Genomic DNA, 26,126 nt, shown 5'->3' with positions numbered 1-26,126 from the left:
AACAATTATTACTAAAGATAATCTCTTAGTTCATTTAACGTTTGAATTTGTCTTCCATCAATTTTTTCTTTCTTACGGTAGTAATCAAAGTAAATAGTACTCATCCCAAAGTCCTGGGCACCTTTTACATCGGCAACAAGATTATCACCAATCATAAGGCTTTTAGAAGGAAGGGCACTGGCTTTGTTTAAGGCAGTTTCAAAGATTAGGGAATGAGGTTTTTTCACGCCGGCTTCTTCTGAAGTGGTTACGGTGGCAAAGAATTTACTTATACCGGAATTATGGAGCTTTTTATGCTGAACCTCTTCAAACCCGTTAGTAATAATATGAAGTTGGTAATTAGCCTCAAGGTAATTCAGTATTTCCACACTTCCGTCGAGCAAATGATTATTCTCGGGTAAAAATTCTATGTATTCTATTGAAAGCTCTTCAATGGTTCTAGCTGAAGTTTCCATTTTAAGCAGGTCAAAACTATCCTTCAATCGCCCAATGCGCAAATCTTCCTTGCTCACCTGGTTGTCACGGTATAATTCCCAGTATTTGTAATTCACCGGCACATAAACCTCTAGAAAATCCTCAATCTTAAGCGAGATTTTTCTTCTGCTGAACATCTGCTCAAAAGCAAGGGCAGAATTCTTATCGAAATCCCACAAGGTGTGGTCAAGATCAAAGTAAATATGTTCTATATCATTTAATTTCATGGATCTGTTTTAGAAATGAATAATATAGTTCTTTATCTGAATAATCAGAAAAATCCTGATTCTTAAATACCGCATTAAAATTCCCCTCCACCGCTTTCACCTCCTGCAGCATTTTGGCAACCTCACTTTTCATTTTCCCGATTGGCTCCTCCTCCAGGACATTTGAATTCAATACGTAAGGGTGAATTTCTAAAGGCGTAGTAACTTCCGTGTTGATATCATAGAACAAAAAGGGTGTGCAAGTTCCGGCTCTAAACCCCTGGGTTTCGGGGTAGCCCATAGAATAATCCTCGGGAATTTCCAGCTCGGTCAAGTTATTATAATGTTCGGGAAGACTCAGGTTATATTTGCTATTCAAAACCGCTCGAAGGGGAGAATGAACAATTTCTTCTAATCTGAGCTTTTCTTTTCTAAGGGTTTTAATATTTCGCAAGGAATAATAACCCAGAAGTAAACCAACTTTTGTATAATCTGCCACATACTTGATAACAGATCTAAGCGGCATCCTGTTGGGATTAATATTGCGGTCATGAACCGTAAAATCACTCAGCTGAAACAAAAACATCAGCTTTAAATCGTATTGTTTTATAAGTAAAATCAAGTCTTCAAAAATATTGAAGGGATCTTTTTTGAGCCTCAATAAAACCTGAATCCTATCCAGAACCTTCCCGAACTGAAGTTTTACAAGATCCACTAGCATCCCAACAAAACTTCTTACAAAACCTTTGTTCCGGTAGCTAAAGGCATGTTCTACTGCGATAATACTTTGTACAGAATAACTCCGTTTTTTTTCGTTTAGATCAGGGTAGCGCTGCTGAAGAACTTCGCGGAACTTATAGGCCCAAACATCAACCACAGGCTTTTGAAGAAAACCCTCCTGCTCTGCCAGACTTTCAGAAGCTGGAAAACGCCCGTACTCGTCCTTTACGTGCGGCAAATACTCCTCATACCTGCTTAACAAATAAAAGGAAGCAGCAAAAATATCAAAAGGAAGATCACTCTTTTCAGTGGCAGGAAAAAAGCAAAAACTATCTCCCCAGGGCTGAACTTTAATCTCTACTTCAGAAAGTCCTTGCTCCATCAACAAACCGGTATTCTGAATAAAGAGCTCGTTGCCCAGGGCCTGTTTTCCGTAGGAAAGTTTCATTCCATCATGCGCTATGAACTCTTCAATCTTAGAAGTAAACCGAATTGAAATTCCCAGCATATTTGTGCAAATATGCTTAAAAATGTAGATGATCCTTGGGGTGATTTTCTGGGTATAGATTAAAAGCATTCCTAAGTTTTATAGCACACCTTCATCGGCAAAGCTAAAATAGGAGTTTTCGGTTACAATCACATGGTCCAGAACTTTAATATCAAGACTTTGAGCCGCGGTCTTTAATTTTCTCGTAAGTTGTTTATCGGGTTCACTGGCCAGTAAGGTGCCAGAAGGATGGTTATGCACCAGAATAAGCGATGTAGCCGAAAGTTCCAGGGCTTTCTTTAGCGTTAAGCGCACATCTACCAAGGTACCGGTTATTCCACCTTTACTGAGTTGAAGTTGTTCAATTACTTTATTGGAATTATTTAGATAAATGATCCAGAATTCTTCATGCGGGAGTTCTCCAATTACAGGTTGCATTAATTCAAAAACCGATGCGCTTGAGGTTATTTTCTTTCGCTCAAGGGCTTCTTCGATACGTCGGCGGCGTCCCAGTTCCAGGGCAGCGATTATACTAACCGCTTTTGCCGGTCCCACCCCCTTAAAATTACATAGCTGTTGAACGGAAAGCTTTCCCAATTCACTTAAATTATTCTTTCCTGAAGCCAGGATACGTTTACTGAGCTGAACGGCACTTTCATTAGGACTGCCCGAACCAATAAGAATAGCGATTAATTCGGCATCACTAAGGCTTAATTTACCTTTTTGAAGCAGTTTTTCCCGGGGACGATCGTCTTCGGCCCATTGCTTAATGCTGAAATTCATTTGCTGTTCGTTTTCCATCGTCTGTTAAAGATAAAAAATACTTTTATATCCTTAACAATTTGGCTGAAATTGAGTTACTTATGAATCATTCTCCTAATTCTTTACAGCATCCTGGAAATCGATGATCGCTTCATAGAAATCATCTTCATCAATCCCCATATGCTGGCATATCCATTTTGCTCCGCCGAGATTATTCATATTATCTGCTCTGGAAAATTCCAGAGGCATTTCCCCTTCAGGTGTATCAAGAATAAAAGTATCATCTTCTATATGATATTCTGGACTGGAATATGGGTGTTTTCTTATGGGATTTTCAGTTTTTTCGGCAAGTTCCTTTAGCTTTTCATCCTCTTCGTTATACACCAAGATCCCCCCATTTACTATTGAATTAATAAAAATCTGAAACTGCTCTACGTAATTTCCCGAAGCTGAAAAATCATCAATATGCTCTCTGGCAATCCCGCTTAGCAAGGCGATATTAGGCTGGTATAAGTGAAATTTAGGTCGGCGATCTATTGCAGAGGCAGAAGATTCATCACCTTCAATCACTATAAAATCGTTTTCCTCGGTAAGGTTCAAGGTATTTTCAAATCCGGAAACCGGTGTCTCAAGCATATAATCCACTTCTTTCCCATGATATTTCATCACGTGAAGAACCATGGCTGTAAGAGTTGTTTTACCGTGGCTCCCGGCGATAACTACACGAGTTTTATCCCGTGATAATTCAAACATAAACTCAGGAAAGGAATATATCTTTATGCCAAGTTCTTGAGCGCGTTTTAATTCAGGATTATCGGTTTTGGCCTTCATCCCCAGGATTACCGCGTCTAGGTTTGTAGTTATTTTCTCCGGGAACCAGCCTGATTCTTTGGGAAAAAGCTGGTGTTTTTCCAGGACGAGCTCTGAGGAACCGTCGATAGAATTATCGCTTCCACTAATTTGATATCCTTTGTTCTGGAGTGCAATGGCTAAGTCGTGCATTGCACTTCCACCAATCCCGATAAAGTGCAGATTCATAAAGCTGAAATTTGCTGCAAATATAATTATTTAAGCCTGAAGAATAAGGGAAAATTACATTTGAAGAATTCGCATTTTTTCTTTTTCAGCCTCAGGAAAAACAACCTTATGATTAAGGGCCAAATTGATATTTTTAAGTGCTTCTTCCCTATTATTTTGGGAGGCCTCGATTCGGGCCAAATGCAAATAAGCAAAGGCCGGTGATTCCAGGTCTTTATACCCGTAATCTGCAATATATCTTTCCAGGAATCCTGAAGCTTTGTCAGGATAAATATTTAAAACCGCTGCTCTTTCCCCTAATTCATAATTGACATGATTCCTGGCAACAAGGCCAGGATTGCTCACTGCGACAGTAATAGCCTTTCCAATCTCCTCCTGAAACGCTTCCGACTCCTCCTGAGTTTTGTAGATATATGCCCGGGCAAGGTGGGCTTCTACTTTATTGATCTCTTCCAGCTCTTTTACATATTCCATAGCCGCATTTTTCCCACCCCCGAGCAATGAAGGAATTTGCATGTAAAATTCCACCAGAACACGTCTTACCTCCACATGTTGAGGATCAAGCTCGGCAGCGGTTAGCAATGATTTTTTCATTTCAGGGACTAAGAGCGCTGCCTGAAATTTAGAACCTTCGAGGGCTTTCATACCAAGGGCACCACCTAACTTAAAATTATACTCGGCTGAATCAGGGTCCCTGTCTACCAGATCGCGGTAATATTCAATAGCTTTATCCCAATTCTTATTAAAGCTGGCTATATCACCTAATAAATCGACAGCGTCTTCCCTTTCCTTGAATTCGAGCAAAATATTCTTTGCCTGCTGAATTTCTCCATTTTTGAGTAAATTCACCCCATCTTCAAATGACCTTTGGGCCATAGTCAAAGATGGAAGTACGATGAACGCCATAAAAAATCCTATAAAAAGTCTGCCCATATATTAAAATTTTCCTAAATTTAGACAATATTGTAACAATTTTGAAGTCCCGATATTCTAACAACTTCACAAAACGACCTATTAATGCTAATTATTGTTAAACTAGCATACAATAAGACTGCCAATGTTAAAAATAATTTTAATATTTGTGCTACTTAAATCAGTTTATAATCTAATATTTAAAATTAACACCTAGCCTATGCAAAATTTTACTTTTGGGAGGAAGGGAACGAATTGGTTCCTTTTCGCCTTTGTTATGTTAATTGGAACCTTGCCCTCGTTTGGGCAAGCTAACGATTGCGCCACTGTAGACGATGATGATATTGGCACAGCCGGTAATCAACAATTTTTCTGCTACCTATCTACAGTAGATGAAATTAAAAGCACCGGTGGCACAAACACCGCTATCTTTGAAAGTGCTGATACTGTGAATGACACGCAGCCTATTGATCCTAATGAACTTTTATCTACAGCTACTTACTATGTAGGAAGCACTACAGAAGTTTGTAACCGTGTTGCTGTTGAAGTTACTGTAACTTCGGCCGACACTCCGGACAACTCATTATTCCCTGGACAAAACAACTTTACCTTATCACCCTGTTTATCTTCAAATTTTACTGCGGATGATCTTGAAGCTTTGTTTACAGTTGATGCTGGAAATAACTATTCGATCGTAGTTTATACTTCAGAATTTGGAGAGCAAATCGCCGTAGGAACGGAAGAATTAGTCCCAGGAGAAAGCTATTATGTTGCCCAGGTATCTTCTGTAGACGGCGAATGTCCTTCAACTAGAGCTGCTGTAGGATATAATCCTACGGAAGCTCTTACTCCAGTTGCTGAACCGACTCAAACTTTTTGTGAAGGCGCAACAGTAGCAGATCTTGTTGCCGCAGGCACCGAAGATAACACTCAGGCCATAAGATGGTATAGAAGCGCTACTTCAAGTAGCCCTCTTGCAGATGATGTTGAACTAATTAATGGGGAAGATTATTTTGCCTCTCAGGTCGTGAACGATCGTAATGATATCTTCCCTCCTTGTGAGACTCCTGCTACAGATAGAGCGGAGGTGACCGTAACTATTGTAGAAGGTCCTGATGCCGGTGCAGATGCCGCAGGAATTATTTGTGAAACGGACGTTCAGGATACTTTCCCTTCAGAAAATGCAGTTGAAAATTTCTATTTGAGTTTATTAGAGAATGGAGTACCGACAGATGGAACTTTCAGCCCGAGTATTTCACAAATGGTAAGTCAATTTCAAAATGATACAGATGGTCTAGGTGATTTCACTACTACCTATACCATTGGTGAAAATGACTGTTCAGATTCAGTGGACCTTACTATCTCCGTAATCGCAGCTGAGGATGCCGAAGCAGGTGATGATTATTCCGCTGAATATTGCGTTACTCAAGATGAAGATTTAGACCTTTACAGCTTTTTAAGTGATGACGCCATTAAAACCGGTGAATTTTCTGCTCCTTTTGAGGATGGAATTTTCAATCCTTCAGCTGAAGGAGAAGGAACTTATACTATAACTTATTCTGTAAATGAAGATAATTCCTGTGTTAATGGTTCCGATGAAGCTACCTTCACTTTAGAAGTGAACGAGGTAAATGAAGAAAACATCACAATAAATATCGATCCTTCTGAATTTCAAGGGATGACAGCAGAGGAGGCGCTAAATGAAGTTTCCAGTAGATTCGCCCCTTATTTCGATGGAGTTCCAGAGGATGGCGATTTTGATCCTGCTTTAGAAGTAGCCTTTGCTGATTTGGATCCTGGAAATCCTGAAGGAAATTATACTGTTTCTTATTTAGGAAATTCCTGCGAGATATTAAACTTTACAGTTATAATAGCAGAACAACCTATTACAGATGAACCATTTGTAGGTATCGTTTGTGAAACCGATGTTCAGGAAACATTCCCTAGCAATGACGAAGTTAGAAAATACTACCTAGCTTTATTGCCATCAGGAACTCCAACCAACGGAACTTTCAATCCTACCATTGATCAAATGGTAACGCAATTTCAGAATGATGCGGATGGCCTTGGTGATTTCACAACAACGTATACGGTAAACAACGAATCTTTCGAGCTTACTATAAGAATAATTCCAACTATCGAAGCCAATGCAGGTGAAGGGCAAACCGTTACTTATTGTACTGGTGCAGGAGAGCAGGATTTATACGCACTCCTTAGCGATGACGCTAATGAAGACGGAGTTTTTGAAGGCTACGAAGATGGTGTATTCAACCCTTCAGTAGAAGGTGAAGGTACTTATGTGATCACTTATAGCGTTACTGATGAAGTCGCTTGTGTTACCGGAACAGCTTCTGCAACATTTACTATCAATGTTAATGAAGGAGATGCTAATGCCGGAAGCGATAATATCGCTATTGTATGCGAAACCGATGTTCAGGAAACTTTCCCAAGTGTAGACGAGATAAGAAAATATCTTCTTTCAATGCTAGACGAAGGGGTGGACAGAACGGGAACTTTTAGTCCTACTCCTGCCCAACTTGCAGATATCTATCAGGATGATGAGGATGGTCTTGGTGATTTCACCACTACCTACACTCTGCAAGATGGAGAATGCTCAGATTCCGCCGAACTTACTATTAGGGTGATTGAAGCTATAGAAGCAAATGCAGGTGACGATTTCGCCACCACCTTCTGCTCAAACGAAGAAGATCAGGATCTTTACAGTTTCCTTAGTGAAGACGCCAATGCAAATGGATATTTCGAAGGTTACGAAGATGGCATATTCAGTCCATCAGAACAAGGAGCTGGCGTTTATGACTTCAACTACGTTGTAGACGATTCTTCTGCTTGTGTTGAAGGAGAGGATACTGCTGCATTTAGTATTGAAGTTTTTGAAGCTCCAAATGCAGGAGAAGATTTTGCTGAGACAATCTGCATCACCGAAGCCGAAGAAATGATTGCAAACCCACAAGCCGCTTTAGATTGGTTCAATTCTATTGTGGATGTAGAAGGTGTGGATCAGGATGGTGAATTTGATCCTGCTTTATCCGGCCTTGCAGCTGATATTATTGCATACGTTAATACACCGGATTCTCCGAGCGCTACATTTGAAACCACTTATACGGTTTCTAATGATAACTGCGAAGATTCAGCAAATATCTCCTTAACTATTAATAATCTTGAGGAAGCCAACGCTGGTGAGAACGTAGAATTGACTTTCTGTGTTTCACAAGGGGATCAAAATCTATATGACTACCTAAGTGATGGTGCAAATCCAAATGGATATTTCGAAGATTTCGATGGCACAATCAGTCCATCTGAACTAGGAGAAGGAACTTATACCTATACTTATATCGTTGATGAATCTGTAGATTGTGTGACTGGTGAAGATTCTGTTGAGTTTACCGTTGAGGTAATAGGAGACATCTTCGTTGGAAATGATAACCAGGAATTTATCTGTAATGCAGAAATTGTAGCTGGAATGTTCCCAACCGAGGCTTCCGTAAGAAGTTTTTACCTTAACATGTTAGACGAAGGTGTGTCAAGAGATGGAACTTTTAGCCCATCAATTCTTGATTTAATGGACGCCTACAATAATGACGATAATATTGGTGACTTTACTACCACTTATACACTTACTGAGGGTGAATGTTCAGCTTCTGTTGATCTTACAATCACCGTATATGAATCAATCCCAGCTGAGATCGATCCGATCGATGATGTGACTCTTTGTTCCATCGATGACGATCAGGATATGTTCTCTTTCTTACCTGAAGGTGCCGATACCAATGGCTACTTTGAAGGTTATGAAGACGGAATGTTCAGTCCATCTACAACTGGTGCAGGTGAATTTGAAGTAACCTATACTTTAGATGAAACTTCACCTTGTGTTACAGGAGAAGCTTCTGCTACTTTCACGATCACTGTCCTAGAAACTGTAACTGCAGGTGAAAATATGACTGCCAATTTCTGTGCAACTGATGGAGAGCAGGATTTGTATAACTTCCTTGATGCAGAGGCTTCAACTGATGGTGAATTCACCTATAATGATGAAGTTCTTGTAGACGGAATGTTCGATGCAAGTGCGATGGGTGCAGGATCTTATGATGTGACATATACTGTTGAGCCAATCAACGAATGTGGAGTTGCAACTTCAATCCTAACTGTAACTGTAAACGAAGTGCCTGACGCGCCGGCAGCTCCTGAATTGGATGCTTTCTGTGCGATCGAGATGGCAACAGGAGCCGATCTGCCAATGGCAGAAGGACAAACCTGGTATGCCGATGCAGACCTTACCACAATGGTAGCTGCTGAAGATGTGCTTGAAGATGGTGCTTACTATCTAACAGTAACTTCTGAAAACGGATGTGAATCTGAAGCTACAGAAGTAACGGTAAGCGTTAACGATTCTCCGGCACCAACAATCAGCTCAACAAATCTTGAGTTCTGTGATGCCGATAATCCAACCATAGCAGAGCTTACTGCAGAAATAGTAGAAAGCGGGGATATCACCTGGTATGATTCAGAAGATGGAACCAATGCTCTTGGCACTTCTACTACGCTAACTTCAGGAACTTACTATGCTACTCTTACCGGAGAAACCGGCTGTGAAAGTTCACAAAGACTGGCTGTAACCGTATCTGTTGAGAACTGTCCTATCCTTTATCCGGAGGCAATTACTCCAAACGGAGACGGCAGGAACGATACCTTCATTATTGAAAATATCACTAATGAATATCCAAACTATTCTATTGAGATCTTTAACCGATGGGGTAATGTAATTTACAAAGGAAATGCTTCCACTCCTGCATGGGATGGAACCTCTAACCAATCTGGTTCCTTTGGAGATGATGTGTTACCTGTAGGTGTTTACTTCTACGTGATTGATTTCAGCGACGGAAGTACCGAACCAAAACAAGGTAAAGTATACTTAAGTAGATAATCAAAAGGATAAACACTAGAAAGAAATGAAAATAACAATCACAAAATATCTAATATTCGCGGGCATTATCCTTTTCTCTATTAAAGGTATGGCTCAGCAAGACCCAATGTTCACTCAGTATATGTATAATATGAGTGTCATTAACCCAGGGTATGCTACCGATGATCCCGGTATGCTTAATCTAGGTGGTATTTACAGGTCTCAATGGCAGGATGTTGAGGGTGCACCAAGCACCTTCAGCTTCTTCGCTCACACACCTGTAAGTGAACGCGTAGAACTAGGTCTAACCGTAGTGCACGATGAAATTGGTGAAATTGTAAAAGAAAACAATATCTCTGCCGATTTCGCTTATGTACTTCCGGCTGGACAATCAAGTAAGATATCATTTGGTATTAAAGGGGGATTAACCACCTTTGATGCAAGCCTTTCCGGTCTTAGCGTAGTAGATCCGGGTGATCCCGCGCTGCAAGACGTAAATGAAGTATTTCCTGTATTTGGAGTTGGAGCCTTCTGGTTTGGAGACAATTATTATTTAGGTGCCTCTGCCCCTAACCTCTTTACTTCAAAATACATTGAAAACGAACAAGGCCTCCAAGCCTTGGGCAAAGAAGAAATACACTACTACCTCACCGGTGGATATGTATTTGATATCAGCCAGGATGTACGCCTAAAGCCTGCTTTTATGACAAGAGCTGTTCAAGGTGCGCAATTAGCTGTAGATGTTACTGCAAATGTTCTTCTCTATGACAGACTGGAAGCAGGAATCGGGTACAGGTTTAACGAAACCATTACAGGACTTGTGAACTTTAAGATCACTCCTGCCTTAAGGGTTGGTTACGCCTACGATCATTTTACTTCAGATTTTCTGGGGTACAACGTGGGAGGAACCCATGAGGTTATGTTATTATGGGACATCGATCTCTTCGGCCTTACAAAAGGATACGACAAATCACCTAGATTCTTCTAAAAACAGCAAGACATGAAAAATATATATAGTACACTTTTATTATTACTGATAAGCATCACTGCCTTTGGGCAGAGCTCCCAGATAAAAGAAGGCGACAAGCTTTTTGCTCAAAGAGCTCTTATTGATGCCGCAGATGCTTACGAGCAGGTTGTAGATAAGAATCAGGAGGTTTTGCAAAACCTTGGTGATGCCTATTTCTACACCAATCAAATGGAAGATGCAGTTGAAACCTATCGAGTGCTTTTCCTTAGACACGAAGCTGAAGTAGCTCCTGAATACCGCTTCAGATTTGCCCACGCCTTAAGAGGTGTTGGTGAGCACGAAGAGGCCGATGAGCATATGAGTGAGTTTTCTGGAAATGACGTTAATTTTGACGAATTCCAGAGAGAACTCGATACCATCGCCCCTCATGTTTACACCACCGATCAAATCATGAATAATAGTGCTGCCGCAGATTTCGGAATAGCTTATATGGGAGACCGTATTGTATTCGCTTCCACCAGAAATCAGGAGCGTCCTATTTATCCGTGGAATAAAAAACCTACTCTAGACCTTTACAGCGCCGAAATGACTGACGAAGGTGAATTAGTGGATATCCTCCTTTTTTCTGAGGATATCAATACTGATTCTCACGAAAGTTCTGCCACCTTTAACGAGGATGGTACTGTAATGTTTTTTGATCGCACCAGCGAAAAAAGAGTTAAAAACGAAGAAGGTGTAAGAGTAGCGCACATTAAACTTTACCGTGCTGAATTGGTAGATGGGGCCTGGACCAACATCGAAGCTCTTCCATTCACTAGCGATGAGTACTCTACCGAGCACCCAAGTCTTAGTGCAGATGGAAGCAAACTTTACTTTGCCAGTGATATGCCAGGATCTGAAGGTTCTTTCGATATCTATGTAGTAGATATTAATGAAGACGGAACTTACGGAACTCCGCAAAATCTTGGAACGGGAGTTAACACTCCACAACGGGAGCAATTCCCTTTCATAAGCGAAGAGAATGTACTTTATTTCGCTTCAGATGGGCATCAGGGATATGGAAACCTGGATGTCTTCAGAACAGAAGGAGATTTTTCAGAAGTACAAAACCTTGGAGCTACAGTAAACTCAGGTCGTGATGACTTCGCCTTTGTAATTAAAGAAGGTGACGAGGAAGGTTACTTTGCCTCTAACCGAAGAGGTACGGACAACCTTTACCTGTTTAACCGCGAAGATTATGAACCTCCTGTAGTTGAATTCGAAGATAGAGAGACTAACGTTGAAACCGGAAGACAGCAACTTAGAGGTGTAGGAAACATTTACTTCGACTTTGATAAAGCAACTATTAAAGACGAATCTAAACCTACTCTAAATAAAGTTGTTGATATTATGAATAAGTATCCAACTATCAACATCGAAATAGGTTCTCACGCAGATGCCAGAGGTTCTGATGAATATAACATGGAACTATCTGAGAGACGTGCAGCTTCTACCTTAGAATATCTTGTAGAAAACGGAATTGACCGTAGCAGATTAACTTCTGAAGGTTATGGTGAGAGCATGCCGCTCAACGATTGTACCGAACCAACAGGTTGTACAAATGAGCAGTACGCTAAAAACCGTAGAAGTGAGTTCACTATTATGAACGAGCAAGGTGAACCTGAAGATAGAGACGACTACGAAATCAATGAGGAAGAAGTAGAAGAAAACTAATTCCAACTTAGAATACTAACTAACCAACCTTTAAAAGCCCCGGAAATTCCGGGGCTTTTTTATTTCCGATTTTTTATGGAGAAGCCCCTGCCCAAACTTATATTTGTATTCCAGCAAATAGACCTATGCCTCCAATTATAAAAGTTATTATCCCGGCCTATAACGAAGAAGCATCCATAGGAAAGGTTATTGCTGAAATTCCCGAATTAGTTAAGGAAATTATTGTGGTAAGCAACAGTTCCACCGATGCAACCGAACAAAATGCAATAACAGCCGGGGCCACTGTACTTTTAGAAAAAAGAAAAGGCTATGGTTATGCCTGCCTGAAGGGAATGGATTATGTCGCAAGTCAAAATCCGAAGCCAGATATCATTGTTTTTCTTGATGGAGACTACAGCGATTATCCAGAAGAATTGAACAAAATCGCAGCCCCAATTATGGAAGATGAAATAGATTTAGTCATCGGCGCAAGGAAGAAGGAATTAAGAGAAAAAGGCTCAATGACCAGTCCGCAGATCTTTGGAAACTGGCTGGCCACTTCATTGATGAAACTTTTTTTCGGAGCCCGGTTCACCGACCTTGGCCCATTCCGGGCCATTAAATATGAGAAATTAGTTGCCCTGCAGATGGAAGATAAAACCTATGGCTGGACGGTGGAAATGCAGTTGAAAGCCCTCAAAAAAAATTATACTTACACCGAAGTTCCAGTAAAATATAAAAACCGCATTGGCACCTCAAAGGTTTCGGGCACGGTGAAAGGTGCTACCTTTGCAGGAGTAAAGATCCTGGGCTGGATCTTCAAATACAGTTTTAAATAATGGAGCTTGCAATTCTCATCATATATTCCCTCTCCCTGCTGATAATTTTCATCTACAGCATTTCCCAGCTTCAACTATTACTGAATTACCGGAAAGCCCAAAAAAAGGTAGACACTTCTGAAAAATATAATTTGAGTGATCCTACCCAAATCCCAGCAGTTACTATACAACTACCACTGTATAATGAATTGTATGTCGTGGAGAACTTACTCGATAATATTGCAAAAATTCAGTATCCAAAAAATAAGCTGGAGATCCAGGTGCTCGACGATTCCACCGACGAATCCATTGCCCTCATCGCTGAAAAAGTTTCGGTCTTAAAAGAAGCCGGTTTAGATATCAAACACATTCGCCGGGAATCCAGGACCGGGTTTAAAGCAGGAGCTTTAAAAGAAGGTTTGAAAATCGCGAAAGGAGACCTTATCGCGATCTTTGATTCCGATTTTTTACCCAAAAAAGACTGGCTCCTACAAACCGTCCCCTATTTCAAAGATCCTGAAATTGGAGTGGTACAAACCCGATGGGGCCATATAAACCGCGATTATTCCTGGCTGACCAAAATCCAGGCCTTTGCACTCGATTTTCATTTTATCCTGGAACAAACCGGAAGAAATTTTGGCCGTCACTTCATCAATTTTAATGGCACGGCGGGCATCTGGCGTAAAGAATGTATTCTCGATGCCGGTAACTGGAGCGGTGACACCCTAACCGAAGACCTTGACCTAAGTTACCGCGCCCAACTTAAAAAATGGAAATTCAAATATCTTGAAGACGTAGAAACCCCGGCCGAACTCCCGGTGGCCATTAGCGCAGCCAAATCACAGCAATTCAGGTGGAATAAAGGAGCGGCCGAGAACTTCCGAAAAAATTATAAAAAGCTATTGAACGACAAATCAGCTTCTTTCAACACCAAATTCCACGGATTTTTTCATTTGCTCAATTCCAGTATGTTTTTAATTGTGCTGCTATTGGCAGTTTTAAGCGTTCCAGTTTTGTATATTAAAAGTCAGAATCCCCAATTTTCTTGGTATTTCAATTGGCTGGGAGTTTTTCTCCTTAGTACGATCATTTTCTTTTTCTGTTATTACGCGGCCTGGAAAAAAATTCACGGCAGCGGATTTAAAAGTCTATTGAAGTTTATCGGGATGTTCTTCAGTTTTTTCTCGGTGGCGATGGGCTTTTCGCTTCATAATTCTATCGCTGTTTTGGAAGGTCATTTAAGAAAAAGATCGGATTTTATCAGGACTCCTAAATTCAATATTAATTCGGCCAACCAGAACTGGAAGAACAACATATATTTAAGTCGGACGATAAGTCCGCAATTATTGCTGGAATTTGGGCTCTGGTTGTATTTCGGTTTCGGACTCTACAGCGCTTTTTTACTGAATGATTTTAGTTTGGCGATTTTCCATTTAATGTTGTTCCTGGGCTTTGGCTTTGTAGTTTTTAAAACGATTCGAACTTAGTCCCCGGAAAGATGAAGGAGTTTTTTAAAAACCACCGATTCAGTCTCCTCATCGCCATAACCGGCATCGCATTTTATTTTTCCTTCGCTTTCAACCTTGAACGCAATGATTTTATAAAACTCATAGGCCTTTATGGCGGATTGTTTTTTATAAGCTTCAGACTAATTCAGCTTGAGAAAACCAATTTTTGTTTCCTGGCCGGTTTAGCGCTCCTCTACAGACTTATTTTTCTTTTGGCCTTGCCCAACCTCACCCAGGATTTCTATCGCTTTATTTGGGACGGAAACCTCATTCTCGAGGGAATCAATCCTTATTTATTCAAACCTTCTGAATTGATTGGAAATTTTCAAGGAATTTGGACTGAACTTTACAAGGGAATGGGAAGTTTAAGTCAAAACAATTTCACCAGTTATCCCCCGGTTAATCAATTGATTTTTGCTGTATCGGCGTTGTTAGGCGGGAAATCGATTTTAGGATCGGTAATAATAATGCGGATATTAATCATCCTGGCCGATTTAGGGACGCTTTTCTTCGGAAGGAAACTGTTGCAGGATTTCGGTCTTCCGCAGCATCAGATCTTTTGGTTTATCCTGAATCCATTTATCATTATAGAGCTCACCGGAAACATGCATTTTGAAGGGGTAATGCTGTTTTTCATCATTTTCTCACTCTATTTACTTCACAAAGGAAAATGGCTAATGAGTGCAATTCTGCTGGGAATTTCAGTTTCGGTGAAATTGATTCCGCTTATGTTTCTGCCGCTGCTCTGGAATTATTTTCGAAAGAATCAACAGCTTAAAATCCAGAAATTATGGTTTTATTATGCTACAGTAGCGATAACAGTCCTGCTGACTTTTCTTCCCTTTCTTTCTTCTGAACTGATCTCCAACTTTTCAGCCAGTATCGGACTTTGGTTTCAGAAATTTGAATTCAATGCGAGTATCTATTATCTCATTCGCTGGATTGGTTTTGAGCTGAAAGGCTATAACATTATCGCTGCCGCGGGAAAAATCTTACCGGTTTTAACCCTTTTAATTATTCTGGGGCTCGCGTTTTTCCGAAGAAATAGATCAACTACAACTTTAATCACTTCGATGCTTTTTGGAATAACTGCATACCTCTTTCTTTCTACTACGGTACATCCCTGGTATCTGGCCACACCCCTACTATTATCTGTTTTTACAAAATATCGTTTTATGATTTTATGGATAGGGCTGGTCTTTATGAGCTATTTCGCATATTCCAATCCCGGTTTTGAAGAAAATTCCTGGCTTTTGGCGGTAGAATATCTTCCGGTTTTTGGTTATTTAATTTATGAGATCTTCAAAAATGAATTTCAAACAAAAAAGCCTGTAATTTAACTTACAGGTTCTTGTTTATACTCCAAATTACTACTTACATATCCAGTAAATAGGCAAATATCAATGGCGCCACTATCGTAGCATCACTTTCTATAATATGTTTCGGCGTGTCGATATCCAATTTTCCCCAGGTGATCTTCTCATTAGGCACAGCTCCCGAGTATGATCCGTAACTGGTTGTAGAATCCGAAATCTGGCAGAAATAACTCCAGAAAGGCGTATCGGTTCTTTCCATATCCTGGTACAACATAGGCACCACGCAAATAGGAAAATCGCCGGCAATTCCTCCTCCAATCTGGAAGAAACCGATTCCGTTTTTAGAATTACCGGTATACCAGTCGGCAAGGAAGGTCATATATTCTATACCCGATTTCATCGTGCTTGCTTTTAGCTCACCTTTGAGTACGTAGGAAGCGAAAATATTTCCCAGGGTGCTGTCTTCCCATCCGGGAACTACCATTGGCAAATTCTTTTCGGCCGCAGCATACATCCAGGAATCTTTGATATCAATCTCGTAATGCTCTTCCAAAGCCCCGGAAAGCAATAATCTATAAAGGAATTCGTGTGGGAAAAAGCGCTCGCCTTTTTCTTCAGCATCTTTCCAAATCTTCACGATTCTATGCTGAATTCTTCTAAAGGCTTCTTCTTCGGGGATACAGGTATCGGTAACCCGGTTAAGGCCCTTTTCCAGCAGACCCCACTCATCTTTCGGAGTGAGGTCGCGGTAATTAGGCACACGTTTGTAATGCGAATGCGCCACCAGGTTCATCACATCTTCTTCCAGATTGGCCCCGGTACAGGAAACGATATGCACTTTATCCTTGCGGATCATCTCGGCGAAAATTTTACCAATCTCGGCAGTACTCATAGCTCCTGCGAGAGAAACCAGCATTTTTGAACCGCCCTGCAACTGCTTTTCGTAATCTTTTGCCGCATCTACCAAGGCGGCAGCGTTAAAGTGTAAATAATATTTTTCTATGAATTGCGAAATCGCTCCTTTACTCATCTTCGTCTTCGTGGTTATGATTTAAATATTTGAATTTGTAGCTCAACATCTTGTAATAAAGTTTTGCCGCAAGAAAATCAGATGATTTTTCATTTTCATTCGGGCAAAGTTCTACGATATCAAAACCAACTACATTTTTCTTTTTGAACATCAACTTAAGGAATTCCAGGGTTTCATACCAAAAAAGTCCGCCAGGCTCCGGGGTTCCGGTAGAAGGCATAATAGAAGGATCTAACGCATCCAGATCTATGGTAATAAAAACATTTGGGGTCATTTGGCCAATGGCATCATCCATCCAGTCTTCGTATAGATCGTGTGCGAAATACACCTGGTTCTCGTCCATATGCTCTACTTCTGAAACATCCATTGAACGAATTCCAACCTGTACCAGGTTTGTCTTTTTACTGGCCTCATGTACCGCACAGGCGTGATTACAGGATGAACCTTCATATTCCGGTCTAAGATCGGCGTGAGCATCTAGCTGAACTACCGTAAGATCTTCGAAACTTTCGTTAAATGCACGAATGGTTCCGATAGAGACAGAATGTTCTCCCCCAAAAATAGTTACAAATTTATCCTGTTTTATATAGTTCTTTACAGTCTTATGAACGGCTTCCACCATCTTTTCGGGAGAAGAATTCTCAGAAACAGGAGGAGCTAAATAAATTCCTTTTTTGTAAACCTCGCTTCGTGTTTCAATGTCATAAAGCTCCATATTTTCTGAAGCTTCTAAAAAAGCTTCCGGACCTTTATCTGCGCCTTTCTGCCAGGAACTTGTTCCATCGTAAGGAACAGGAATTAACACCACTTTAGCATCGTCTATGCGAGAATACTTATCTGGTATCCCTGCGTAATTCTTTTTGTTCATTGTAAAACTTGATTGAATAAGAGTTAGTTGTATAAAGTTATAAAAAATTTAGTTGCCATTGTTATAGCCAAGAATTTTCAACATATCTTCTGCATTCTGCTGTTTGCTGAACAACTCTGTCGTGATATTTCCATTTTCATCTTTATCAATGAGAATATGTTTGGGTTGCGGGATCAGGCAGTGATGCAAACCACCAAAACCTCCAATGGTTTCCTGGTAAGCCCCGGTGTTGAAAAACCCGATATAGAGCGGTTTATCCTTTTTGTACTTCGGAAGATAGATCGCGTTCACGTTTTGCTCTGAGTTGTAATAATCGTCGCTATCACAAGTTAATCCGCCCAACAAAACCCTTTCATATTCATCGTTCCAGCGGTTTAAGGCCAGCATCACAAATTTCTTACTAATCGCCCAGGTATCGGGCAGGGTGGTAATAAATGATGAATTGATCATATTCCACTTTTCCCGATCATTTTGCTGTTTCTGATACAGAATTTCATAAATAGCGCCACCACTTTCACCTACCGTAAAACTTCCGAATTCGGTAAAAATATTAGGCACTTCTACTTCGGCATCATCACAGACCATTTTTATCTGGTTGATGATCTCATCTACCATATACTCATAATCGTATTCAAAATGCAAAGAATTCTTCACCGGAAACCCACCACCAATATTAAGACTATCCAGCGTTGGACAAACCTTCTTCAAAGCGATATAAACTTTTAAACATTTGATCAATTCGTTCCAGTAATAGGCCGTATCGCGAATTCCGGTGTTGATGAAGAAGTGGAGCATCTTCAGTTCAACCTGATCATTATTCTTAATTTGTTTATTGAAAAAAGGCACAATATTCTTATATCCAATTCCCAGCCGGGAAGTATAGAATTCAAATTTCGGCTCCTCTTCAGAAGCAATTCTTATCCCAATAGGAAATTTGCCATCTATATTTTCAGAAAGTAGGTCTATTTCCTCGTAGTTATCGATGATAGGGATACAATTCCTATGACCATTATTCAAAAGCCGGGCTATATTCTCGATATACTCATCCCTTTTAAAGCCATTGCAAAGCACATAAGTATCGTCGGTGATCTTCCCTTTAGCCTTTAAATTCTCAACGATATTTATATCAAAGGCTGAAGAAGTCTCAATATGGATATCATTTTTCAAAGCTTCGTTCAAAACGTGTTCAAAATGGGAGCTCTTGGTGCAGTAACAATAATTATAGGTGCCCTTATAATTATGTTTTTCCATTGCGCTGGCAAACCATTTTTTTGCTCTCTGGATATTGTCAGAAATTTTAGGCAGGTAATTAAATTTAAGGGGAGCGCCGTATTTACGCACAAGTTCCATCAGGTCAATTCCGTGAAACTTTAGTTCATTATCATCCAGGGTAAATTCTTCCTGAGGAAAATAGTAGGTCTGGTCTATTAAATCGCTGTATTTGGTATTCAATGGAGTGGTTTAAGAGTTTTGAAGGTAGAAATTAGGGATAATATTACCGCATCAAAAGATTTGATTGGTAAAAGTTTGTTAAGATGAATTTTTCAGGTGATAATTTCAGGCCTGAAATTCGGCCAAATAAGAAATATTCCGGAAAAGCCGGTAAACTTCCGGAGAAGTGAGGCCAAAAATTTGTCAATTATGCTTATACATTAGAAGATTTATAAAATTAAAAACCCGGTTCTCTATAGAAAAATCCGGGTTAAAAATATTAAAAAACTTAATACGGAATAACTTTTTTTAAAGCATTCCAAGATTTATAAGCTCTTGATCTGTAAGCCTTCTGAAACGACCTCTGGGCAGGTCTTTTTTTGTTAGTCCACCAAAGACTACACGATCAAGTTTTTCTACCTCGTAACCCATACTTTTAAATAAACGTTGGATCACGTGATTTTTCGTAGAGTTGGTTTCAAGGCCAACTTCATTTCTCGGCCTGTCGGCAATATAACTAACATCCTGCACCTTAACTTTACCGTCTTCGAGAATCACCCCGGCTTTAATCTTATCGAGATGTTCCGGTGAGAGTGGCTTGGTAAGACTTATATGATAGATCTGTCTTATCCCATTCTTAGGTTTCCCTAATTTCTTGGCAAGACTACCATCGTTGGTAAAAAGTAACAATCCCATTGCCTGGGTATCGAGTTTCCCAACAGGGTCAAGTTTTGATTTGGTTGCCTTGGCCATTAGTTCCATCACGGTTTTCCCGCCTTTTTCCATACTTCCGGTCACATAAACCCCTTTAGGTTTATTCAGTAAAAAATATTCGGGTTTTTCGGGATTCAGGGTTCTGCCGTCAAACTTAACCTCATCGGTAAGCTTGACTTTATGCCCCATCTCGGTAATAACCTTCCCGTTAACCGTAACATTACCAGATGAAATATAGATATCGGCATCACGACGGGAACAGATCCCGGAATTCGCAATGTATTTATTGAGCCTGATCCCCTCAGTCTTTTCGGTTGATTTAGCTGAAGTGGGTTTAGCTGAAGTTTTGTCTCCCGCCTTTTTTATAGGGGCATTCCCCCGGGCATAAGATTTCTTTCGTTGCCCACCACCTTGTCTTCCGCTGAATTTTCCATCTGAAGATTTATCGTTTCTGCTCATAGCGCTAATTTTTTGCAAAGGTACTGTATAAGTACAGATTAACTAAATTATAAAAAGAATAATATTATTGAAACAAATTGATTTAAAACACCCGGCTAAGCACATCTCGAAGGTCGATAAGCAAAATACTGAAAACTCCGGCCACAATAATCAATTTAAGAATGTTATGCAATAACAAATATTGCCATTTGGCTTTACTGAAATACAGGAATAACACGAAAAACACCAATAATACAAGAGAAGAATAGAAGTAATAATTCATATAACCAGTATCAAACCTGGTAATGAGAAGTAAAATAGGAACTACCGCAAGTATGGTTAAGACTGAAAGAAAGAACTTACTCCATTTTTCCCCATATACCACCGGAATTGTCTGATAGTTCTGCACCAGATCGCCCTGCATATTCTCGAGATCTTTTACCAATTCCCTCATAACAATCATCAAATAAAGGAAGGTAGCGTGAATAAAGATAACGGTCTCAAAATTCCTGTAATACACGAAGATCACAAAAAAAGGAGTTATGGTGAGGATAGAGGCTACCAGATTCCCCAAAAACAGAATCTTTTTAAGACGGTGGGAATAAAGCCAGATAGCAAAAATGTAAATTGAAAAGAACACCACCGTTTTAAAAGAAACATAGCTTGCAAAAAATATCGCGAGTAAATTCAGAATAAAATAGACCGAGAGCTTGGTGCGCTGGCTCACAATCCTGTCCAACATCGTTTTCTTAGGCCTGTTGATCAGGTCTTTTTCACTATCGTAAAAATTATTAATGATGTATCCCGAAGCCACAATTGTCGCGGAAGAAAGGATTAGAAAGAATAAATTATCGTCAAAGATGATATCCCGCAATGGTAAATCGGGAGCAAGTATAAAAGCTGAAGTAAGGTACTGTGCAATAATGAGCACCAGTATATTATAACCACGAACCACCGAAAACAAACTGAGCATTTTCAGCAACAAACGTTTGTTGGAGATGGAAACCATTAAGGGGGCTTGTTTAGAAGTTGTAAACCACTTCTAATTTATAATCTTTTAAGGCTTTTCTTGCTTTTTCTATGTCTTCAGTAAACCCGAGAATGTATCCACCACCTCCTGAACCACAAAGTTTGAGATAGTAATCGTTGGTATCAATTCCCTTTTGCCAAAGTTTATGAAATTGCGCGGGGATCATAGGTTTAAAATTATCCAGTACAACGTGAGAAAGACTCTTAACATTTTTAAAAAGTGATTTTACATCCCCTTTCAAAAAGTCATCTACACAGGCATCTGTATGTTTTACGAACTGGTCTTTAAGCATTCTTCTAAAGCCTTCCTGCTTCATGTTTTCCATGAAAATACCAACCATTGGGCCAGTTTCGCCGGTGCTCCCACTGTCAAGCAAAAATACGGCTCCCTGCCCATTTTCGGTTTGGGAGGGAATCCCTGCGGGCTCAATATTGTCTTTTGAATTTATAAGGATAGGAATGCTCAAATAGCTATTAAGCGGATCAAGACCTGAAGATTTTCCGTGGAAAAATGATTCCATTTCGCCAAAGATTTTTTTCAACTTTAGAAGTTTATCTCTAGTAAGATTTTCCAGTACAGTTATCTTATCGGTAGCATATTTATCGTAGATCGCTGCTACTAAAGCACCACTGCTACCCACTCCATATCCCTGTGGAATTGTGGAGTCAAAATACATTCCTTTAGCTATATCAGCCTTTAATGAATCCAGATCGAATTTAACCAGATCAGGATTGTTTTGCGAAAATTCCCCGAGGTAATCGGCAAATCTGCGCAAACTCTTGTTGGATTTGATAGCAGCTTCAGATGGATCTTCATCTACCTTCAAGGCACCATTGTAAAAATTATAAGGAATTGATAAACCTTTGGAATCTTTAATAATTCCGTATTCTCCGAAGAGAAGGATTTTTGAATAAAATAAAGGTCCTTTCATAAGCTCTGGTGTAAACTGTACCATTTTAAGGCAGAGAAATTTAGGTAAATCTACAATTTTTCCGCACCTTTTCCAATACTGTCGCAAATATACTGCCCTTTTTCACAATAGGCAACCAACTCATTCTTAATGAATTCCAAAACTTCTTCTTTATGCCTTTTGGGGTAAAGCACATGAACATTCGCTCCGGCGTCTAAAGTAAAACAAACCGGAACACCTGTAGATTCTCTAAATCCCCATATCCTATTGATTATTTCCAGGGTATTTGGTTTCATTAGAATGAAATACGGCTCACTGCTCATCATCATGGCATGCAATGTTAAGGCTTCACTTTCTACAATTTTGATAAATTCTGGCAGGTTCCCGGTTTCAAAAACTGCCTGTAACTTTTCAAGGTTTGCATGTGCCTGTTCAAATCTAGCCTCAGCAAAAGAATGCCCGTGCATTAAGTTATGGCCTAAGGTGCTACTCACCTGTTTTTGTCCTTTATCGACCAGTAAAATCGTGTCCTGATAGGATTTAAAAACCTCAAGAACTTTATTTGGATATTTTATTCCGAAGAGATCGCTGCTACCCGCTGTAGTTTTATGTTCTCCCCATTCTATGAGCTCTCCTTCAATGCTGCGGCAGGCACTCCCGGAGCCTAATCGGGCCAGAAATGAAGCCTTCTTCAGAAAATAATCTTCAGTTATTTCCGGATTTAATTCCTTTTCCAAACTCATCACACATAGGGCCAGGGCACTCATTCCACTAGCAGAAGAGGCAATCCCACTACTATGTGGAAAAGTATTTTCAGTTTGTATAACTAACTCATAATCCTTCAAAAAAGGAGTGTATTTTTCGATGCGCTCAAAAAACCTCGTGATTTTTGGTTTGAAGTCATCTTTCTTTTTTCCTTCAAAAAACAATTCAAAATCAAAATCCTCGCCTTTGATTTCTTTTTTCTGAAACTCCATCGTAGTGATGGTTTTACAATTTTTCAAAGTAAAACTCACCGAAGGATTGGCTGGAATCTGGTTTTTTTTCTTACCCCAATACTTCACCAAGGCTATATTGCTTGGGGATTGCCAGGTCACCTTACCAGATTGCACCGACTTCTGAAATTCTCCCGGAATAAAATCCTGTTCACACATCTTAAAAATTTTTAGTAAAGATAGTTTTTAACCTGAAATTGTCCATATGCATAACTTATGTCTTGAGGGTTCTATAATTCAATTTAATTCCTATTTTAGTAGAACCTAACCAACTCGAAGATGACAAGGAAGCTTTTCATACGTAGTTCTATAGCCATTGGCATTTGTTTGTTCTTCGGTTTTGTGGGGGCGGTTGCAACTCAAACCGCTATGAATGGTTGGTATACAGCCCTGGATAAGTCCTGGTTCGACCCGCCGGAATGGATCTTTGGCCCGGTCTGGATGTTAATGTACGTTCTTATGGGTATCGCGGCAGGGATCGTCTGGAGCAAAGGTTTTTATCATAAATGGGTAAAAACGGCTCTTTATCATTTTGGATTCCAACTCTTGTTCAACGGATTTTGGTCTCTGCTATTTTTTGGACTAAACAAGCCTTTCTGGGCATTGCTCACTGCTATTACCTTGTTCATCCTGGTAATTCTTACCATAAGATGGTTTAAAATAGTGAATGATCTCGCTGCATACCTTCTTGTACCCTATGCTGTCTGGGTGCTTATGGCGCTTGTTTTAAATTTGGAGGTTTGGTATCTTAATTAGCGCTCATCGCTTTTGCAGCAAGGAATCCACCGGTCCAGGCATTTTGAAAATTAAACCCACCTGTTATCGCATCTATATTTAAAACTTCCCCGGCCAGATAGAGATTTTTATGCAGCTTACTCTCAAAAGTTTTAAAGTTCACCTCTTTAAGATCTACTCCGCCTGCAGTTACAAATTCCTCTTTAAAAGTGCTTTTTCCATTCACCTCGAATTCAGCATCACAAAGCTGATTGATCAAAGCTTCCAGCTGACTTTTATTAACTTCTGCCCAGGTAGTCTCCGAACTTATCCCTGATGCCTCTACCAAACTCTGCCATAAGCGCTTGGGAAGACCGAACCTCGAGTATTTTGCCACTTGTTTTTTTGCTTCCTTTAATTTAAGTTTTTTTAATTCTTCTTTTATTTCCTCTGAAGATATCTCCGGCAACCAATTCACCTTTATCTGAAACTTATAATCTTCAGCATAAAGCTCCCTCGCTCCCCAAGCTGATAATTTCAGAATAGCCGGCCCGCTCATCCCCCAATGCGTGATAAGCAAAGGCCCCTTGCTTTCTAATTTATCTTCTTTAGAAGTAAGTTTCACCCGTACATAAGCTTCAGTGGCGATCCCTGCTAAACCTTTTATTCTTTCATCCTTAATATTGAAAGTAAAAAGCGAAGGCACCGCAGGCACAATGCTATGCCCTAGTTTAGCGAGAAGTTTCCACATTTTAGGATTACTCCCCGTAGCCAGCATAATTTTTTCTGCTGAAAAATCTCCCTTATTGGTCTTGATATCCCAGGTTTCCCCTGCTTTCTGAATTTCCTGTACCGAATGGTTCTTCAGAACATCAATTTGTAATCTTTGAATCTCGCTCAGGAAACAAGTGATTATACTTTCAGAAGAATCTGAAACCGGAAAAATACGGCCATCCTCTTCGATCTTAAGTTTGATCCCTCTTTTCTCAAACCATTCCATCGTATCGCCGGTCATAAAACTGTGAAACGGGCCAAGCAATTCTTTTTCCCCTCTTGGGTAATTAGCACTAAGTTCCTTAGGAACAAATTCGGCATGAGTTACATTACAGCGACCTCCCCCTGAAATTTTCACTTTGGAAAGCACTTCCTTTCCTCTTTCCAGAATTGCGATCTTCAATCCCCGATTCATCTCAGCAGCATTTATTGCGGTAAAAAATCCCGCGGCGCCACCGCCAATAATAATGATGTCGAAATGCTGCATTTTTGAATATTGATGATTTGGTGACGCTCCTCTGGAGCTCTAATTCTATTTATTTAATCGAGTTCTCTATTAATATGCCTCTTCTATGGAGCTAAGCTTATAAATAGCCGGTCAGGAAAATCAGAGATGATTCCATCTACCCCAAAATTTATCATTCTGGTAATATCATCTGGTTCATTAACTGTCCATACATTCACTTTAAATCCCGCCTGGTGAGAATTCTTAACGCTGTCTCGAGTAATTATTCCTAAGGACGGGTGGATGGCTTGTGCATTGAGTAATTTGCCTAATTCTATGGCTTCGCTTACGCTAGCCTTGCTCAAAACTCCAAGTGGGACTTTCTCATCAAATTGCTTAATTTGGAAGAGTTCATTCTTCTGAAAACTTGACACGATAAAATCCTGATATTTCCAGTTTCCTTTTGCGATATATTTCTGGATTATTTCTGAAGTCCCCACAGCGGTATTCAAGCCTTTAAGTTCAATATTAATGCTGCATTTTCCCTCAATAAGATCAAGAACTTCAGTTAGCAGCGGAATGTGAAAATATTCTTCAACCTTAAGCAATTTTAATTCCTCCCAGGCTCTTTTAGCGATCTCTCCACTTCCGTTGGTGGTACGGTCCAGCGTAAAATCATGAAAAACCACGATCTCACCCGTTTTACACCGGTGCACATCAATTTCAATGGCATCTACCCCTAAATCAATGGCTTTTTGTATGCTTTCCAGGGTATTTTCGGCGAGAAGGCCTTTTGCGCCTCTATGTCCTATTTTCAGAATAGATTTCATTGGACAAAGGTAAAAGCTTTATTGAAATGAATTAAGCTGAAAGCAAATCTTTAGAAAGGCTTATTACAACTTAACATTTTTTTAATGTGAGCCTTTCCTAAATTTAAGAATACAACCAATGAG

At 40.0% G+C, this 26,126-nt stretch carries 20 protein-coding genes and 1 pseudogene; 7 read left to right on the top strand and 14 right to left on the bottom strand.

Features of this window, described 5'->3' with window-relative positions; genetic code table 11:
* Window positions 1–11: 11 nt before the first annotated feature.
* The 5 genes and pseudogenes from BM266_RS01160 to BM266_RS01140 all read right to left on the bottom strand — a co-directional run bounded on the left by BM266_RS01160 (window position 12) and on the right by BM266_RS01140 (window position 4,620).
* Window positions 12–701, bottom strand: a complete 690-nt coding sequence (locus BM266_RS01160) for a YjjG family noncanonical pyrimidine nucleotidase (RefSeq protein ID WP_093404824.1) — start codon at window positions 699–701, stop codon at window positions 12–14.
* A complete protein-coding gene (locus tag BM266_RS01155) occupies window positions 688–1,977 on the bottom strand; it encodes a polysaccharide deacetylase family protein (RefSeq protein WP_093404822.1) in 1,290 nt (429 codons plus the stop codon). The genes BM266_RS01160 and BM266_RS01155 overlap by 14 nt, the downstream gene beginning before the upstream one ends.
* A gap of 9 nt (window positions 1,978–1,986) precedes the next feature.
* Window positions 1,987–2,688 carry a RadC family protein gene (gene radC, locus BM266_RS01150; RefSeq protein WP_093404819.1) on the bottom strand — a complete coding sequence of 234 codons (702 nt, stop codon included), beginning with the start codon at window positions 2,686–2,688 and terminating at the stop codon, window positions 1,987–1,989.
* Window positions 2,689–2,769: 81 nt separating this feature from the next.
* A pseudogene (locus BM266_RS01145) lies at window positions 2,770–3,687 on the bottom strand (Mur ligase family protein); the annotation flags it as partial.
* A 54-nt stretch (window positions 3,688–3,741) separates the two neighbouring features.
* Entirely contained in the window at window positions 3,742–4,620 is an 879-nt protein-coding gene (locus BM266_RS01140; RefSeq protein ID WP_139220580.1) for a tetratricopeptide repeat protein, read from the bottom strand.
* A gap of 199 nt (window positions 4,621–4,819) precedes the next feature.
* On the opposite strand from BM266_RS01140, the gene BM266_RS01135 reads away from it, so the two are divergent.
* The 6 genes from BM266_RS01135 to mptB all read left to right on the top strand — a co-directional run bounded on the left by BM266_RS01135 (window position 4,820) and on the right by mptB (window position 15,848).
* Window positions 4,820–9,541 carry a T9SS type B sorting domain-containing protein gene (locus BM266_RS01135; RefSeq protein WP_093404811.1) on the top strand — a complete coding sequence of 1,574 codons (4,722 nt, stop codon included), beginning with the start codon at window positions 4,820–4,822 and terminating at the stop codon, window positions 9,539–9,541.
* Window positions 9,542–9,566: 25 nt separating this feature from the next.
* On the top strand, window positions 9,567–10,508 hold the full coding sequence (locus BM266_RS01130) for a PorP/SprF family type IX secretion system membrane protein (RefSeq protein ID WP_093404809.1): 942 nt from the start codon (window positions 9,567–9,569) through the stop codon (window positions 10,506–10,508).
* Window positions 10,509–10,520: 12 nt separating this feature from the next.
* The gene (locus tag BM266_RS01125) at window positions 10,521–12,203 is read left to right on the top strand and encodes an OmpA family protein (protein WP_093404807.1); all 1,683 of its coding nucleotides are present in this window, start codon (window positions 10,521–10,523) and stop codon (window positions 12,201–12,203) included.
* 125 nt (window positions 12,204–12,328) lie between these two features.
* A complete protein-coding gene (locus BM266_RS01120) occupies window positions 12,329–13,021 on the top strand; it encodes a glycosyltransferase family 2 protein (protein WP_093404804.1) in 693 nt (230 codons plus the stop codon).
* Complete coding sequence (locus BM266_RS01115) at window positions 13,021–14,487, top strand: cellulose synthase family protein (RefSeq protein WP_093404802.1); 1,467 nt, start codon at window positions 13,021–13,023, stop codon at window positions 14,485–14,487. Before BM266_RS01120 ends, BM266_RS01115 begins: the two co-directional genes overlap by 1 nt.
* An 11-nt stretch (window positions 14,488–14,498) precedes the next feature.
* A complete protein-coding gene (gene mptB / locus BM266_RS01110) occupies window positions 14,499–15,848 on the top strand; it encodes a polyprenol phosphomannose-dependent alpha 1,6 mannosyltransferase MptB (RefSeq protein WP_093404799.1) in 1,350 nt (449 codons plus the stop codon).
* A 34-nt stretch (window positions 15,849–15,882) separates the two neighbouring features.
* Here the strand turns inward: mptB and BM266_RS01105 are convergent, their stop codons facing one another.
* The 7 genes from BM266_RS01105 to BM266_RS01075 form a co-directional block, all read right to left on the bottom strand.
* The gene (locus BM266_RS01105; protein ID WP_093404796.1) at window positions 15,883–16,854 is read right to left on the bottom strand and encodes a deoxyhypusine synthase family protein; all 972 of its coding nucleotides are present in this window, start codon (window positions 16,852–16,854) and stop codon (window positions 15,883–15,885) included.
* Window positions 16,847–17,722, bottom strand: coding sequence for an agmatinase (gene speB / locus BM266_RS01100; protein ID WP_093404793.1), 876 nt, complete (start codon window positions 17,720–17,722; stop codon window positions 16,847–16,849). The genes BM266_RS01105 and speB overlap by 8 nt, the downstream gene beginning before the upstream one ends.
* Window positions 17,723–17,770: 48 nt before the next feature.
* Window positions 17,771–19,174 carry an arginine decarboxylase gene (locus BM266_RS01095; protein WP_093404791.1) on the bottom strand — a complete coding sequence of 468 codons (1,404 nt, stop codon included), beginning with the start codon at window positions 19,172–19,174 and terminating at the stop codon, window positions 17,771–17,773.
* 288 nt (window positions 19,175–19,462) lie between these two features.
* Window positions 19,463–20,326 carry a pseudouridine synthase gene (locus tag BM266_RS01090; protein WP_093404788.1) on the bottom strand — a complete coding sequence of 288 codons (864 nt, stop codon included), beginning with the start codon at window positions 20,324–20,326 and terminating at the stop codon, window positions 19,463–19,465.
* Window positions 20,327–20,408: 82 nt separating this feature from the next.
* Complete coding sequence (locus BM266_RS01085; protein ID WP_093404786.1) at window positions 20,409–21,314, bottom strand: geranylgeranylglycerol-phosphate geranylgeranyltransferase; 906 nt, start codon at window positions 21,312–21,314, stop codon at window positions 20,409–20,411.
* 13 nt (window positions 21,315–21,327) lie between these two features.
* On the bottom strand, window positions 21,328–22,266 hold the full coding sequence (locus BM266_RS01080; protein ID WP_093405309.1) for a mevalonate kinase family protein: 939 nt from the start codon (window positions 22,264–22,266) through the stop codon (window positions 21,328–21,330).
* A gap of 50 nt (window positions 22,267–22,316) precedes the next feature.
* A complete protein-coding gene (locus BM266_RS01075) occupies window positions 22,317–23,399 on the bottom strand; it encodes a diphosphomevalonate decarboxylase (RefSeq protein ID WP_093404783.1) in 1,083 nt (360 codons plus the stop codon).
* Between the two features lie 120 nt (window positions 23,400–23,519).
* On the opposite strand from BM266_RS01075, the gene BM266_RS01070 reads away from it, so the two are divergent.
* The gene (locus tag BM266_RS01070; RefSeq protein WP_093404780.1) at window positions 23,520–23,996 is read left to right on the top strand and encodes a TspO/MBR family protein; all 477 of its coding nucleotides are present in this window, start codon (window positions 23,520–23,522) and stop codon (window positions 23,994–23,996) included.
* Here BM266_RS01070 and BM266_RS01065 read toward each other — a convergent pair.
* The gene (locus BM266_RS01065) at window positions 23,989–25,215 is read right to left on the bottom strand and encodes a BaiN/RdsA family NAD(P)/FAD-dependent oxidoreductase (RefSeq protein WP_093404778.1); all 1,227 of its coding nucleotides are present in this window, start codon (window positions 25,213–25,215) and stop codon (window positions 23,989–23,991) included. The two genes, BM266_RS01070 and BM266_RS01065, sit on opposite strands and share 8 nt — an antisense overlap.
* Before the next feature lie 83 nt (window positions 25,216–25,298).
* On the bottom strand, window positions 25,299–26,003 hold the full coding sequence (locus tag BM266_RS01060) for a glycerophosphodiester phosphodiesterase (RefSeq protein WP_093404775.1): 705 nt from the start codon (window positions 26,001–26,003) through the stop codon (window positions 25,299–25,301).
* Window positions 26,004–26,126 lie beyond the last annotated feature (123 nt).

Source organism: Salegentibacter flavus (assembly GCF_900115145.1).
GTDB classification, from domain to species: domain Bacteria; phylum Bacteroidota; class Bacteroidia; order Flavobacteriales; family Flavobacteriaceae; genus Salegentibacter; species Salegentibacter flavus.
The sequence above is the reverse complement of the archived record's forward strand: the minus strand, read 5'-3'. Positions and strand labels throughout refer to the sequence as shown.